We start from the raw sequence: 12,998 nt of genomic DNA, 5'->3' as shown, positions 1-12,998 counted from the left end.
CCGCCGAATGCTGTTATCAGACTCAGGCTGGCTGGCAACAATCAAATAGAAGGCGCCATCGCGAAGGGGAAAATTGGGAAGCATAAGTACAGCTTGTACATCCAAACGCTTTTGAAGCAGTTCAAGGTACGTTTGTTGACTCTCTTCTGGCCTCATGTCCATGCGTTTTCCTCCCTGCCCCTGGGTTGAACATATGGATTCTACATGAGAACTCCTTTTCCTGCTTGTCAACAGACAAATCCTTAGTATGCTATACTGTAGGGTAGGAGGAATGATGATGAAGAAAACTGAACGTCTTAGCAAGATCAAACGCATGCGCACTTGGGGTAACTGGAGCATGGTGATCGGTATTTTGCTGATGTATACGGGGTACGCTTTCTTTGCTGGATACTTGGACTTTATTCCTTTTCTCGGCACCCTGTTCAAAGGTTCTCACGTCTTTATGACGTTGCTGTTGATCATTGGCTTTATCTTGACGATGGGCAGCACGGTTATGTTTATGATTTCCGGAATGGTATCTACCTCTGCTCCTCAGGTACAATGCCCATCGTGCCAAAAAGTTACGAAAATGCTCGGAAAAGAAGACGCCTGTATGTTTTGCGGACAACCACTACGTCTCGATGACGCACAACCTCAGCAAAACCAAAACCTTACACCACAAAAATAATCAAAGATCATGCAAAAGCCACCCGCTGCCCACGTCCAGCAACAGGTGGCTTATTTTCTTTCTAGGACGAGGGCTTCTCGTGCTGGCTGTTCAATCCATCTGAGACAGCCTTCCAAATCTCGGGCACCTCATAGCCACGACGCCAAGAAGCTACTCCCGCGAGATTGTACTTGTGCACAATGGCCATTCGTTTTTCTATAGAAGTCACGTCTTCCAGCCACATTTTATAGGTATTGCCATCCTTAGGATCCTGATACTGCACATAGTTCTGCCCGCTTGCCTCATCCAAAATCGGAGTCAGCTTGCGTTCCTCGATCCACTCCAGCGCACGAGGCATCGACAGCGCCTTGGAGGATACCTTTACGCTTCCATCCGCTTGCTTGGTTTCCGTCCACAATCTCGTATAAAAAGGGACACCCAGCAGCAGCTTTTGATGGGGAACCTCCTCGAGTACCCCCTGCAATCCATTCTCCACCCACGGCAAGGATGCCACTGAACCTGCTTTTGGACTGGACGCCCAATGCTCGTCATAGGTCATTACCGCCATGTAGTCTACCACTTCTGCGAGGGCTTTTCGATCGAGGAACATCGACCAGGTTTCTGCGGTTGACTTGATTGTCACATCGATGGAAACCGTCAGCCCCTGTTCATGCAAATAGGGTGTCAGCTCGCGCACAAACTGGACGAGCTTTTGTTTTTCATCCAAATACACATTTTCAAAGTCAATGTTGATCCCGTCCAGATCGTACAGGTTGGCATAGTGAATGAGCTGGGCAATCAGCTTTTCCCGCTTGTCGTAGCTGCTGAGAACAGATTTCGTCCAGTCTGGATTGAATCCGTTCGTGACCAATCCCCAGACCTGGTAACCCCTCTGATGCGCCCACTTCACATACGCAGGATCAGCTTTATTCTGCAGTGTCCCTTCTGCATCCTTCATTTCAAACCACGTTGGCGAAACTACATTGACTCCTTTCATAGGCCCGATATCGGAAACATTTGGATTTTTACTCGTAACCTGTTCCCACACCAGATTGATTTTTTGTCCCAGCGGCTTCCAGACAGCCGTTTGTGTAGAGGATGCTGGGCGATCCAGACTTACCTTCCGTACCTGTGTTAGCTCCAGACTTTCTCGTGGAAGAAACCCCGCAATTCCATCACCGGTCAAAACCCGGTACCATTTGTCCGACTGTCCCAGTACATCCACTACAGCACCTGAGGAAAGCTCCGCTACGATCGGAGTACGCAGCGAAGCTCCTGTCCGAACGAGCTGAGGATCGTCATCCTGTACCACTTTTGCTTGCTGAATCGCATATCCGTCCTTTTCTACAGTAAGAGCTCCCGTCGCAGGCTTATGCGCAAAAGAATACGGATACAGCTTTTCCAAAGGTTCAAGCGGCACATAACGAATCCCATCTACTTCCTTTACGGGCACCTGCAGATTGACCGGCTGCTTGTTCAGATAGGCTACCACTTGTCCGCTTTCCATCCGCAGCACTTTGTCCTTCGTCGTAATGATGACGGAATGAGTAGGTTCGTCCCAGAAAATAGCGGGATCCAGCTTCTCCTGAATAAATGAGAACGGCAGCAAAATCTGATCCGCTTCCATCAGATAAGGAGTCTTCTCTACCTCACCCTGGTAAACGAGCGCGTGCTTCTCCCCGTTAAACGGCGAGACGTGCTCTGTTGACGCCCGCAAGACGAAGAACCAATAAATCCCTCCAAATATCGCCACAAAAAAGAGAATCAGCATAAGGAAAAACTGAAACACCCGCCTTCTACGCTTTTTGGGGCGGGCAGCCATCCCTAACTCCATACTCACAAGCTACGACCTCCTCTCAGACGGAACATATCCGAGAGTGATATCCGTCAATCTATTTCGTCTATTCTTTCTATGCCTGTTTGGGTACAAACCATTCACAACCTTCTGACATACTTCCTTTCAAAAGACGTTTGAAAAGCGAAAACGTTACACCTTGGTATGCCTATGGCAAATATCGGTAAACAAAAACACCTTCGTCCTCAACTGATTTCCGGTTGATTCAGAAGGTGCTCTGTGTTGCAGTCCTGCAATTAGTGGGTGTTCTTTTGACAGGCTTCACAAACGCCATAAACTTCCATGCGATGGCCTGTAACGTGAAATCCGATGTCTTTCGCTGCTGATTCTTCCGCGTCCCGTAAGTATGGGAAATGAAAATCGCTGATCGACCCGCACTTCGAACAGATTGCGTGATAGTGATCTTCCTCCACATTTGCATCAAAACGGCTGGACGCATCCCCGTAAGTCAATTCAATAACTAACCCTGCATCTTTAAAGACACGGAGATTGTTATAAATCGTAGCAACGCTCATATTGGGGAATTTGCCTTCGAGGGCTTTGTATATTTCGTCAGCCGTCGGGTGAGTCATCGTCTCCAGCAAATAGGTCAAGATGGCATGGCGTTGAGGTGTCATTCGAACCCCGGTATTCTTCAGGATTTCTACAGCTTTCTCTACACGCTGTGTCATAACGTTACACCCCACAGTCTTTCGCAAGGACAAAAGAACAAGCATTTCTCATGTCATTGATTAGAATTACTATAAATAAGTGTACGTCTTGTGAGCGAAAACTGTCAATATCCATTCCGTTTATTTCCCGAATGAAGAAATTGGGAAACGGTTATGGCGTCTTCGCTTTGGTCTTTGCCTTCGGTTTTGCCTGCGGCTTTTTCCCTTCTGCGATCGCGTGCTTGCACATGGTTTGCAGCGGGCATTGACTGCATTGCGGGTTGCGGGCGGAACAAATCCGTCTGCCGTGCCAAATCAACCAATGATGAGCATCCGACCATTTTTCCCGGGGAATACGCTTCATCAGCTGACGCTCCACTTCGTCGACATTGTCGCTTTTGGCCAATCCCAAACGGTTTCCTACACGAAACACATGGGTATCTACTGCAATCGCCGGCACCCCATAGGCGTTGGACAAGACCACGTTAGCTGTCTTTCTCCCGACTCCCGGCAATGCCTCCAGCTCCTTGTGCGTTTGCGGCACTTCGCTATTGTATTTCTCGTACAAGATTCTACAGGTCTCTAAAATGTTTTTACTCTTATTCTTATACAGACCGAGCCCTTTTATATGCTCCTCCATTTCTTCCTGCGTCAAATGAAGGTAGTCTTCCGGTTTATTCAGTTTTTCAAACATCGGCGCCGTTATTTCATTCACCCGTTTATCTGTACACTGTGCTGACAAGATTGTGGCAATCAGAAGTTCAAACGGGGAGGCATAGTTCAACTCACAATGCGCGTCTGGATACAGCTGCTGCAGGGTATCCAATATTTCTTCGACTGGTACTTTGCGTTGTGCCATTCATATATCCCCCTTTTTCTCTCCATTATACCGTGGCTCGTCAACTCGGCAATCAAGGGAGCTTGTGGCGGGCTCATGTCCCCATGAAGTAAAATGGAGCTGGAAGAATATAACGGAGGGGAAATGCGGATGAAAGTATTTCTAACAGGTGCTACCGGTTTTGTGGGGAAAGGGATGTTGGCAAGGCTACGAGAGGAAGGGCATGATGTGGTTTGTCTCGTTCGCCCTGGATCAGAAACGAAACTAGGCTGTCACGATGAGGCTGCCGGCAAGATTACCTATGCTGCCAAAGACCTCTTTCATCCCGACTCACTCCACGAAGCAATGGCTGGCTGTGACGCCGTCATTCATCTGGTTGGGATCATCCGGGAGCAGCCAAAGAAAGGGGTCACGTTTCCGCGTATTCATATAGAAGGGACGAAAAATGTCGTGGAGGCAGCCAAACAAGCAGGGGTCAGTCGATTTGTCCATATGAGCGCTTTGGGAGCACGGGAGAATGCAACCAGCGCTTACCACAAAACGAAATACGAGGCGGAACAGATCGTTATCGCTAGCGGAATCCCTTTTGTCATCTTTCGTCCTTCGGTTATTTTCGGACCTGGCGACGAATTCGTTAACATGCTGGCCGATTTGGTCAGGCTGCCGGTGACTCCCGTTCTCGGAAGTGGTGCGTATCCTTTGCAGCCCGTTGCCAGAGAGACAGTCGCAGATGTGTTTGTCCAGGCCCTGTCTTCTCCTTCTGCTGCCAATCAAATTTTCGAAACAGGTGGACCTGAGGCCATCACCTACGAGCACATCTTGGATCATATCGGCGCTGCGGTCGGTAAGCGAAGTGTGCGGAAAATTCATATCCCTCTATCCCTGATGAAACCCGTCATCAATATAATGGAAGGCTTTCCTTTCTTTCCCATCACAAACACACAGCTCACTATGCTGCTGGAAGGAAACGCCTGCAAGGACTCAGAGCCGCTTTACACGACGTTCGACACACCTAAAATCGAGTTTCGCCAAGGGATTTCTCAGTATTTGTAAAGAAGGCAAAAGCTCGGCGACAGCGTTCATGCAAAAAGCCCCCGATCTCAATCGATCCGGGGCTTTTGATATTCTTTTACTATCGAATCTCCAGGACACCTTTTCCCCCGCGAAAGACATGAAGGAACGGAATCGTGCCAACCGTGACAAACCCGTAACGGCTGTACACCTTTTCTACTCGCTCATTAATTGGGCATACCCATAGCTCTGAGCTTTTGGATTGGATAAACTGTTCCTGCGCATGGCGGATCAAATGACCGATCAGACCGCGCCCGCGAAAAGCCGGCAGGGTCGCAACATTTTCAATCCGCACCACATCGTCAGCCCTCAGCAGACATAAGGAGGAGGCTGGTTCCCCTTCTACTCGCAGCAGGAAATGCTGAAAATCCGGATGGGCAAATTCTTGGGCAAAAGCCTTTTCCCGAACTTCCTTGCCACCAAACTCAGGGACAGACTCTACAAGCAGGCACTCCTCGTAGTTGGCAGCAGTAACAGGCTCGATGGTGACATAAGAATTCTCGTTCACCTGAGCCAGTTCCCCTTGCCAGATTTGTACAGGCGAGGGCAGCTCCTCAGTGCGGAAGCCTCGCTGCTCCAGCACTTCCACCAGCTTCTGCTGATTGGGGGCATCGTACAAATACAATCGGGGATGAATGCCTTTTTCCTCAAAAAACGGGATGATCTCGTCTGCCATCTCAGCTGCTTGCTGGAGGTCCGTTACCGCATTCGAAACGTGGGCATGATTGGCATCATAATGCCCCGGATTCTCTTCATTCCAGAACAAGTAGCCCCACGATCGCTTTGCGTGATTGGAAAAGGCCCGTTTATAGGCTACGTCCGTCTGTTCAACGATAGACAGCAAATTCATTTGGAGCCTCCAGTCCGAATAATCCTACTGCTATTCATGCAGGGTCTGCTCTGCTGTTGCCGTTTGCTTGTTGATGTGGCGGGCGACAACGAACAAATAATCGGACAAGCGGTTCAAGTATTTCACTACGGATTGGTTGACCTGCTCTTGCTGTGCGACATGAACGGCCTTGCGTTCCGCTCGTCGCACCACTGTACGCGAGACATGGAAAGCAGCTGCGGCTGGATGTCCACCGGGCAGCACGAAGTTGGTCAAAGCCGGCAAGGCTGCGTCCAGCTTATCGATCTGACCTTCCAGGAAAGTGACATCCTCTTCCCCAATCGGCCAGCCGACCTTCTTCCCCTCTGGAGTCGCCAGCTCCGCACCAACGTGAAACAGCTTGGTCTGAATGACATGAAAAACTTCTCGAAGCTCTTTCCAATCGACGGACTCCGGTAAGAGAGACAGCGCGAGTCCGATCTGCGAGTTAGCCTCATCGCATGTACCGTAAGCCTCTACACGATCTGTAAACTTAAGTACACGAACGCCAGCTACTAACGATGTCTCGCCTTTATCCCCTGTTTTGGTGTAAATTTTCATTCCAGTCCCTCCATCTTTCCCTTTATTTCCCTGGAAATCGACAATCTACAAAGCTTCTGCTACCAAAATCAACTCAGAACTGCTGGCATCAAAGGCTGTTTTGGCAAAGCTGCCATAGCGCTGTGTTACTTTGAAGCCATTTAGGCGCAGCAAGTGATGCAATTCAGTCGGGAAAATATACCGCAGCGTAAACCGACCCGTGACACGCTCTGTCATCACGCCGGCAGCGTTGGAGCGTTCATAAATCCGAGTCACTTCCGCCAATTGCTGAAAGTGATCGTAGCGCGTGTAATCCCACATCGCCACTTCATCGCCGTTCTCCATCCGATGCGTCCCACGCAAGGACATTTTCTCATTTTCCTCATTAAAATGCTGAATCTTCGGTACGAAAACATTCATGGCAAATTTGCCGCCCGGCGCCAGATGCTTGCGAATACAAGCCAGCGCCTTCATCTGCTCTTGGATGTGAAGCAGATGCAGAAAAGAGCGAAACGGAATCATGATCAAGGAGTACGTCTCGCCCAAGTCGAAGCTGCGCATGTCTCCCTGGAGGAGACGAACAGAATCTGCCACACCCAGCTCCTCTGCCTTTGCCTTCGCCCTATCCAGCATCGTTTGCGAAAGATCCAGCCCTGTCACGGGGATTCCCGCTTGAGCCAGCGGGAGGGTAATGCGCCCCGTCCCGCATCCGAGCTCAAGCACCTTGCCCCCCGCCTGTTTGGCCTGATCCATGTAATACTCCACATCGCCATTCAGTCCGCGTTGCGTCAAATCGTAATAGTCAGCCCAGTCATACATATTGCTCATGGCAGCTCTCCTATGCTTGCAATTGTTCGGATTGCAGGTACGCCATTATCAGCTTGGCTGTGTTGTCGAGCGCTTCGCGGTGTGTACGCTCATGCGAGTGTGAAGCGTCTACCCCAGGTCCGATCAAGCCGTGGACGATGTCATAGCCAGCCCGCAATGCCGCACTTGCATCCGACCCGTAAAATGGATAAATGTCGACCTGATAATTCAAGCCTTCTGCTTCTGCCAGCTTCGTCAGATGGCTGCGCAGCCCATAGTGGTAAGGTCCAGACGAATCTTTCGCGCAGATGGAGACACAGTATTCGTCTGTTGTCTGACCATCGCCAATCGCGCCCATGTCCACTGCCAAATATTCAATGACATCAGAAGGAATGCTGGAGTTACCGCCGTAGCCGATTTCTTCGTTGTTGCTGATAAAGAAATGAGTCGTGTACGGCAGCTTTTTCCCAGACTCCTGCAGCTCTTTGAGAACGCCCAGCAAAATCGCCACGCTCGCCTTGTCGTCAATGTGGCGGGACTTCACAAAACCGCTCTCGGTGACGGTCACACGTGGGTCAAAGGACACGAAATCTCCGACAGAAATCCCCAGGTCGAGCACTTCCTGCTTGGTTTTTACCTTTTCATCCAGACGAACTTCCATGTTTTGATCGGTGCGCTCCGCTTTTCCCGCTTCTCGGCCATAAACATGAACTGACGCTTTGGTAGACAAAATAGTTCCTGAGATCAGTCGGCCGCTGCCAGTCTCTACGACGCAATGCTCCCCTTCAATCGCATTGAACTCAAATCCGCCAATCAGCGTCAGTTTCAGGCGTCCGTTCGATTTGATTTCTTTGACCATCGCACCTAGCGTATCCACGTGAGCGGTGAGCAGGCGCGCCTTATCCACGTTTGCTCCGGAAATCGTCGCCAGAATAGCGCCTTTGTTTGTACGCTTGAAAGCAACCCCCAGCTTTTCCAGCTCCTGCGCTACCCACGCCATGACCTTTGCCGTATTTCCCGACGGACTAGGAATGTTGGCCAGCTGACAAAAAGATTCAACGATATAGTCGTTAGATACACTCATGGATTTGGCCTCCTGATATCTTCTATGTAATATGACTATCTATGCTTGCAATTCTTCCTCGATAAATTGGAGCACCTCTTGGACATGCCCCTTCACTTTTACTTTCGTCCACGCCTTTGCGATATTTCCTTGTTTATCGATGACAAAGGTAGAGCGCTCGATGCCCATGTATTCTCTGCCGTACATCTTTTTCAGTACCCACACACCATATGCCTCTGCCACCTGATGCTCTGGGTCTGCCAACAGCGGAAACGGAAGCTCGTGCTTCGCCACAAATTTATCGTGAGACTTCACGCTGTCCGGACTGATTCCCAGAACGACCGTATCCAGCTGCTTGAACTTCGGATGGTAATCACGAAAATCACAGGCCTCTGTGGTGCATCCCGGTGTCATATCTTTGGGATAAAAATAGAGCACTACATTCTTTCCCCGGTAGGAAGAAAGTGAAATGGTCTGATTCTCATTCGCTTCCAGCGTAAAATCAGGTGCTGCCTGCCCAATGCCGGTCATGTTTATCCCTTCCTTCTATTCCCTTTTTCCACATTTACACGCTATCTCATTTTACCACAAGCTTACAGCCACTTCATCTCTATACACGTTGCGCTTTCTATCAGAAAACGATAGAATTGATTGATAGTATAGAGAACGACGAAAAATCAAAATTTGGCCTAGTCAGTTGGATGGTGAGAAATGGCATGAAAGAGATTTATGAAGTAACAGACCCAGAAGCACTAAAATCCCTAGCGATTGCCGAGCGCGTTAAAATTTTGGAGCTATTTGAGGACCTCGAGCCTCGAACAGCCAAACAAATTGCCACGGAGCTGGGTGAAAACGCTGCTCGTCTTCACTACCACGTGAAAGAGCTGGTTCGTGTCGGCTTGCTCGAGCAGGTGGATACACGCGTCAAAGGTTCCATTGTCGAAAAGTATTACGAACCAGTAGCCAAAGTGATTCAGGTCAAACTGCAAGTAATGATTGAGGAAAATGCTCAGCAATTGAGCGATGTGATGTTCACTCCTTTCCGCACCACGGAGAAGGATCTCATGCGGACCTTGAACCGTTTTGTTGCCAGCGATCAGGATGTGCGCAAGGAGTATAAGCATACATTCGCCTTCAATGCTCATGAATTTCATCTCAGTCAGGATGAGCGCAATCAGCTTGTCGAGGAAATCGGTGATTTGCTGCAAAAATACAAAGGCTTTAAAAGTGCGCCGGGACGCCGCAAATTCAAGTTTTTTGACGTGCTGTTCCCTCTGACACCTGCCGACCCTACTGACGATACGGATGAACCGTTCGAGGATTCCGACGAATAATCTCCGACATCATGAAAACCATCACGAACGATGGTTTTCTTTTTGTATTTAGGCTTGGAACACTTTTTTGCTGCCTATACAGATGAACATCTGCGTCTGCACAATCCTCCTGAAGTCACGCACATGCTGGATCAGCTTCGCAATGCCGGCTTTCAGCTTGGAATTGTGACGGGTAAAGGCAGCCGCAGTGCCGAAATCTCGTTGCGGGAGTGGAAGCTGGACGAAGGAATCCTGCTCGCCATGCAAAAGCTGGGGGCAGACCCGAGAGAAACAATCTATGTAGGAGACAGCGACGCAGATGTGATCGCAGGCCGTGCAGCCGGGTTGCAGACTGTCGGTGTCAACTGGCTTACCGTCACACAAAAGGGCGGAAGGTTGTGGCGGAGCCTTAGTTGCACGTATACTAGCTAAGAATTTAATTAATTCTTACTGTACAAAAAAGGCATGCCTCTATTGGATAGGGCACGCCTTTTTTCATCGGTAAGGGCTTAGTAAGCTCGGCCAAACCAGACTGTATGCTGTGCTTTTTCACCGCAGCAGATGCAGGTTTCCTTGGTCACTGGCGGCTCAAAGGGAATATTGCGGGACGTGAATTTCGTCTCTTCCTTGACCTTCGCCTCGCACGCGTCATCTCCGCACCAGCCAGCCAGCACCCAGCCGCTGGTGACGTTTTCCTGCTCGCTTTTTGCGATATGCGCTGTCAACTGCTCCATGGTATTGATCGTCAAATGGGAGTTCGCCTCGCGGAAAGCCAGCGCTTTTTGGAACATGTTTTGCTGAATTTCCTCGAGCAGATTCTGGATGGCTTCCACGATGCCATCGACTGCAACCGTGATTTTTTCACCAGTATCGCGACGAGCGAGAATGACTTGCCCGTTCTCGACATCGCGCGGTCCCATTTCCAGACGCACAGGCACCCCGCGCATTTCCCACTCGTTGAACTTCCAACCTGGTGTCTCTTCCCGCAAATCAGCACGCACACGGACACCGGAAGCCTTGATGGTATCGAAGAGCGGATCAAACGCCTCCATCACCTTTTCGCGCAGCTTCATCGGTCCGACCGGGATCATAATCACTTGCGTCGGTGCCATTCTTGGCGGTAAGGACAAACCGCGGTCATCCCCATGCACCATGATCATCGAGCCGATCAGCCGAGTCGAGCTGCCCCATGACGTCGTATGCACGTATTTAAACGTATTGTCGCGATCGAGGAACTTGATTTCAAAGCCGCGTGCAAAATTGTCGCCCAAGTAGTGCGAGGTACCAGCCTGTACCGCTTTGCCGTCCTTCATCATCGCTTCGATGGAGTACGTATCAACCGCACCGGCGAAGCGCTCACTTGGAGTTTTTTGCCCTTTCCACACGGGAATCGCCAGCTCCTGCTCCACGACTTCGCGATAGATCTCCAGCATTTGCATGGTCTCTTCGCGCGCTTCCTCTTCTGTCGCATGAGCCGTATGCCCTTCCTGCCAGAGGAATTCGGAGGTCCGCAAAAACGGCATGGTTCGCTTTTCCCAGCGGAAGACGTTTGCCCACTGATTGATCAGGACAGGCAGATCACGATAGCTCTGGATCCATTGGCTGTACATATGGCCGATGATCGTCTCGGACGTTGGACGCAGTGCCAGCCTTTCCTCCAAAGGTTCACCGCCTGCTTCCGTCACCCACGGCAGCTCTGGATTGAAGCCCTCGATATGCTCTTTTTCTTTTTGCATGAAGGACTCAGGAATCAGCATGGGGAAATAAGCGTTTCGGTGTCCGGTTTCCTTGAAGCGCTTGTTCATTGCTTCCTGAATCCGTTCCCACAGCTCAAACCCTTCCGGCTTGAACACGATACATCCGCGAACGGGAGTGTAATCCATCAGGTCCGCTTTTTTGATCGTGTCGATGTACCAGCGTGAGAAGTCCTCCGATTGTGGCGTAATTTCCTTCACAAATGCCTTTTCCTCTTTCATCCTTCTACAGCTCCTTTTTCTTAAATGAACGCGAATGAAATGCAAAAATCCCCCATCCCACATAGGGACGGAGGATCAAACATCCGCGGTACCACCCTGATTGACACAGCAAAAAGCTGCGTCCACTCAAAGTCCCGATAACGGCGGGGCATCCGGCACGGCTCATCGCCAGCGGCTTCAGGATGGGGTGCAGTTCTGCCTTCGTATCGACCTTCCAGACTAGGGCCGACTCTCTGGGACGTAGCGAGGTACTGCGGGTCCTTTCATAGCCTTTATTCGTTAAAACTTTATTAGTTAAATATCTTAGCAAGTCAACGCCTGATTGTCAATTTGTGGCACGCGGATTCAAACGACTGCCTAGCTTGACGTATACCGGATAAGCGACCAGCGAGAGCATCGCTCCTTTGAAAATGTTGAAAGGAACGATTCCGTACAGGACGAGCGACCATACGCTTGTGGCTCCAAAGGTAGACAGCAGCGTTTCCATTGGCATTTGATACAGGGCAGCGTAGGCAGGGAGCAGGAAGAAAGCATTGGCTACAGCCATCACTGCGCTCATCAGCAAAGTCCCCAGAGCAAGCCCCAGCAAGAAGCCTTTTTTTCCTTGGCCCAATCGCTGCATCGATACCGCTACAAGGATAAAGCTGGCACCTGCTACGACGTTGGCAAGCTCCCCGATCAAGAGGCCGTCTGTATTTTTAAACAGCATGTGCAGCGCATTTTTCAAAACTTCCACGATGATCCCAGCCACTGGACCGTACATGAGTCCGCCAATCAAAGCAGGCAGCGTACTGAAATCCAGCTTCAGAAAGCTCGGCATCAGTGGAATGGGAAATTCCAGATACTGCAGGATGAAGGCAACGGCCGCCAGCATGGGAATCGTCACCAGCTTTTGGGTTGACCTCGTAGAGTGTAATGCTGTTTCTTTCATGTGTACCATCTCCTCATTTTTTCTCCTTCTTGAGGAATGGCAACAGTGATCGTGAACCCACACATCCTGAACCTTGTGCAAACGAAAACAAGCCCCGAGGAAAGAAAGATCCTCAGGGCTTTTTGCAGGCGCATGACAATTCCTGATGCAAAAATAAGTACGAGAAACAGAAGGGCTGCGAAAGATCAATCGCCCCTTATCCCGTTTGCACAGGGAAACAAGCACGTGTGGTAACGTACTGTCGTCATCCTTCTCCCATCCAGACTGTACTGTCGGCTCTGGAATCGCACCAGATCCTGCACTCCCTGCTGTGTATCAGCTCGGGAGGCTCGCGGGCTTACATGCAACTTTGCATGATCACCGCCGGTCGGGAATTTCACCCTGCCCCGAAGGAATGTGTTTGTTGTTGTATACAGCATATTATACTGCTGATTTTTTAT

The 12,998-nt window shown here is 50.1% G+C and carries 15 protein-coding genes and 1 riboswitch (1 of these 16 running past the window's edge); of the genes, 4 read left to right on the top strand and 11 right to left on the bottom strand.

Annotation, left to right across the window (positions count from 1 at the left end):
• Nucleotides 1-162: the 5' portion of a hypothetical protein gene (locus ACLIN2_RS05565; protein WP_092266988.1), read on the bottom strand. 702 nt of this gene lie to the left of the window's left edge; 162 of the gene's 864 nt are visible here — the first part of the coding sequence; it begins with the start codon at nucleotides 160-162; the stop codon falls past the left edge of the window.
• A gap of 115 nt (nucleotides 163-277) precedes the next feature.
• On the opposite strand from ACLIN2_RS05565, the gene ACLIN2_RS05560 reads away from it, so the two are divergent.
• Nucleotides 278-667, top strand: a complete 390-nt coding sequence (locus ACLIN2_RS05560; RefSeq protein WP_092266989.1) for a YgzB family protein — start codon at nucleotides 278-280, stop codon at nucleotides 665-667.
• 61 nt (nucleotides 668-728) lie between these two features.
• On the opposite strand, the gene ACLIN2_RS05555 is transcribed toward ACLIN2_RS05560, so the two are convergent.
• From ACLIN2_RS05555 to nth, 3 genes are all read right to left on the bottom strand, one after another.
• Nucleotides 729-2,486, bottom strand: coding sequence for a glycosyl hydrolase family 18 protein (locus tag ACLIN2_RS05555; protein ID WP_411503440.1), 1,758 nt, complete (start codon nucleotides 2,484-2,486; stop codon nucleotides 729-731).
• A gap of 251 nt (nucleotides 2,487-2,737) precedes the next feature.
• Nucleotides 2,738-3,172 carry a peroxide-responsive transcriptional repressor PerR gene (gene perR / locus ACLIN2_RS05550; RefSeq protein WP_092266990.1) on the bottom strand — a complete coding sequence of 145 codons (435 nt, stop codon included), beginning with the start codon at nucleotides 3,170-3,172 and terminating at the stop codon, nucleotides 2,738-2,740.
• Between the two features lie 151 nt (nucleotides 3,173-3,323).
• Nucleotides 3,324-4,010, bottom strand: coding sequence for an endonuclease III (nth, locus tag ACLIN2_RS05545; protein ID WP_411503439.1), 687 nt, complete (start codon nucleotides 4,008-4,010; stop codon nucleotides 3,324-3,326).
• Nucleotides 4,011-4,139: 129 nt separating this feature from the next.
• On the opposite strand from nth, the gene ACLIN2_RS05540 reads away from it, so the two are divergent.
• A complete protein-coding gene (locus ACLIN2_RS05540) occupies nucleotides 4,140-5,042 on the top strand; it encodes a complex I NDUFA9 subunit family protein (RefSeq protein ID WP_092267471.1) in 903 nt (300 codons plus the stop codon).
• 79 nt (nucleotides 5,043-5,121) lie between these two features.
• Here the strand turns inward: ACLIN2_RS05540 and ACLIN2_RS05535 are convergent, their stop codons facing one another.
• Genes ACLIN2_RS05535 through bcp form a run of 5 tightly spaced genes read right to left on the bottom strand, consistent with a single transcriptional unit; the run spans nucleotide 5,122 to nucleotide 8,869 of the window.
• Nucleotides 5,122-5,910 (bottom strand): GNAT family N-acetyltransferase, encoded by a 789-nt coding sequence (locus ACLIN2_RS05535; RefSeq protein ID WP_411503438.1) that lies wholly within the window; start codon nucleotides 5,908-5,910, stop codon nucleotides 5,122-5,124.
• Nucleotides 5,911-5,940: 30 nt separating this feature from the next.
• On the bottom strand, nucleotides 5,941-6,489 hold the full coding sequence (locus tag ACLIN2_RS05530) for a cob(I)yrinic acid a,c-diamide adenosyltransferase (protein ID WP_411503437.1): 549 nt from the start codon (nucleotides 6,487-6,489) through the stop codon (nucleotides 5,941-5,943).
• Between the two features lie 45 nt (nucleotides 6,490-6,534).
• Nucleotides 6,535-7,296 (bottom strand): class I SAM-dependent methyltransferase, encoded by a 762-nt coding sequence (locus ACLIN2_RS05525; protein WP_092266994.1) that lies wholly within the window; start codon nucleotides 7,294-7,296, stop codon nucleotides 6,535-6,537.
• 10 nt (nucleotides 7,297-7,306) lie between these two features.
• On the bottom strand, nucleotides 7,307-8,359 hold the full coding sequence (locus ACLIN2_RS05520; RefSeq protein WP_122961679.1) for a M42 family metallopeptidase: 1,053 nt from the start codon (nucleotides 8,357-8,359) through the stop codon (nucleotides 7,307-7,309).
• Nucleotides 8,360-8,398: 39 nt separating this feature from the next.
• Nucleotides 8,399-8,869, bottom strand: coding sequence for a thioredoxin-dependent thiol peroxidase (gene bcp, locus ACLIN2_RS05515; RefSeq protein ID WP_092266996.1), 471 nt, complete (start codon nucleotides 8,867-8,869; stop codon nucleotides 8,399-8,401).
• 185 nt (nucleotides 8,870-9,054) lie between these two features.
• Here bcp and ACLIN2_RS05510 point away from each other — a divergent pair, with 185 nt between their 5' ends.
• Entirely contained in the window at nucleotides 9,055-9,672 is a 618-nt protein-coding gene (locus ACLIN2_RS05510) for a winged helix-turn-helix domain-containing protein (protein WP_092266997.1), read from the top strand.
• Between the two features lie 42 nt (nucleotides 9,673-9,714).
• Entirely contained in the window at nucleotides 9,715-10,083 is a 369-nt protein-coding gene (locus tag ACLIN2_RS05505) for an HAD family hydrolase (RefSeq protein ID WP_411503436.1), read from the top strand.
• 77 nt (nucleotides 10,084-10,160) lie between these two features.
• Here ACLIN2_RS05505 and proS read toward each other — a convergent pair whose 3' ends face one another.
• Nucleotides 10,161-11,627 (bottom strand): proline--tRNA ligase, encoded by a 1,467-nt coding sequence (gene proS, locus ACLIN2_RS05500; protein ID WP_411503435.1) that lies wholly within the window; start codon nucleotides 11,625-11,627, stop codon nucleotides 10,161-10,163.
• Between the two features lie 325 nt (nucleotides 11,628-11,952).
• Nucleotides 11,953-12,558, bottom strand: coding sequence for an ECF transporter S component (locus ACLIN2_RS05495; RefSeq protein WP_122924901.1), 606 nt, complete (start codon nucleotides 12,556-12,558; stop codon nucleotides 11,953-11,955).
• Nucleotides 12,559-12,801: 243 nt separating this feature from the next.
• A riboswitch (FMN riboswitch) is annotated at nucleotides 12,802-12,956 on the bottom strand.
• Nucleotides 12,957-12,998: the final 42 nt, after the last annotated feature.

Source organism: Brevibacillus centrosporus (genome assembly GCF_046622605.1).
Classification (GTDB): domain Bacteria; phylum Bacillota; class Bacilli; order Brevibacillales; family Brevibacillaceae; genus Brevibacillus; species Brevibacillus centrosporus.
This window is presented reverse-complemented; position numbering and strand designations above follow the sequence as displayed.

Bases quoted from the DNA above. Each gene is read 5' to 3' on its own strand.
- ACLIN2_RS05560 (WP_092266989.1), top strand. From the start codon at position 278: ATGAAGAAAACTGAACGTCTTAGCAAGATCAAACGCATGCGCACTTGG.
- perR (WP_092266990.1), bottom strand. From the start codon at position 3,172: ATGACACAGCGTGTAGAGAAAGCTGTAGAAATCCTGAAGAATACCGGG.
- nth (WP_411503439.1), bottom strand. From the start codon at position 4,010: ATGGCACAACGCAAAGTACCAGTCGAAGAAATATTGGATACCCTGCAG.
- ACLIN2_RS05540 (WP_092267471.1), top strand. From the start codon at position 4,140: ATGAAAGTATTTCTAACAGGTGCTACCGGTTTTGTGGGGAAAGGGATG.
- ACLIN2_RS05535 (WP_411503438.1), bottom strand. From the start codon at position 5,910: ATGAATTTGCTGTCTATCGTTGAACAGACGGACGTAGCCTATAAACGG.
- ACLIN2_RS05530 (WP_411503437.1), bottom strand. From the start codon at position 6,489: ATGAAAATTTACACCAAAACAGGGGATAAAGGCGAGACATCGTTAGTA.
- ACLIN2_RS05525 (WP_092266994.1), bottom strand. From the start codon at position 7,296: ATGAGCAATATGTATGACTGGGCTGACTATTACGATTTGACGCAACGC.
- ACLIN2_RS05520 (WP_122961679.1), bottom strand. From the start codon at position 8,359: ATGAGTGTATCTAACGACTATATCGTTGAATCTTTTTGTCAGCTGGCC.
- bcp (WP_092266996.1), bottom strand. From the start codon at position 8,869: ATGACCGGCATTGGGCAGGCAGCACCTGATTTTACGCTGGAAGCGAAT.
- ACLIN2_RS05510 (WP_092266997.1), top strand. From the start codon at position 9,055: ATGAAAGAGATTTATGAAGTAACAGACCCAGAAGCACTAAAATCCCTA.
- proS (WP_411503435.1), bottom strand. From the start codon at position 11,627: ATGAAAGAGGAAAAGGCATTTGTGAAGGAAATTACGCCACAATCGGAG.
- ACLIN2_RS05495 (WP_122924901.1), bottom strand. From the start codon at position 12,558: ATGAAAGAAACAGCATTACACTCTACGAGGTCAACCCAAAAGCTGGTG.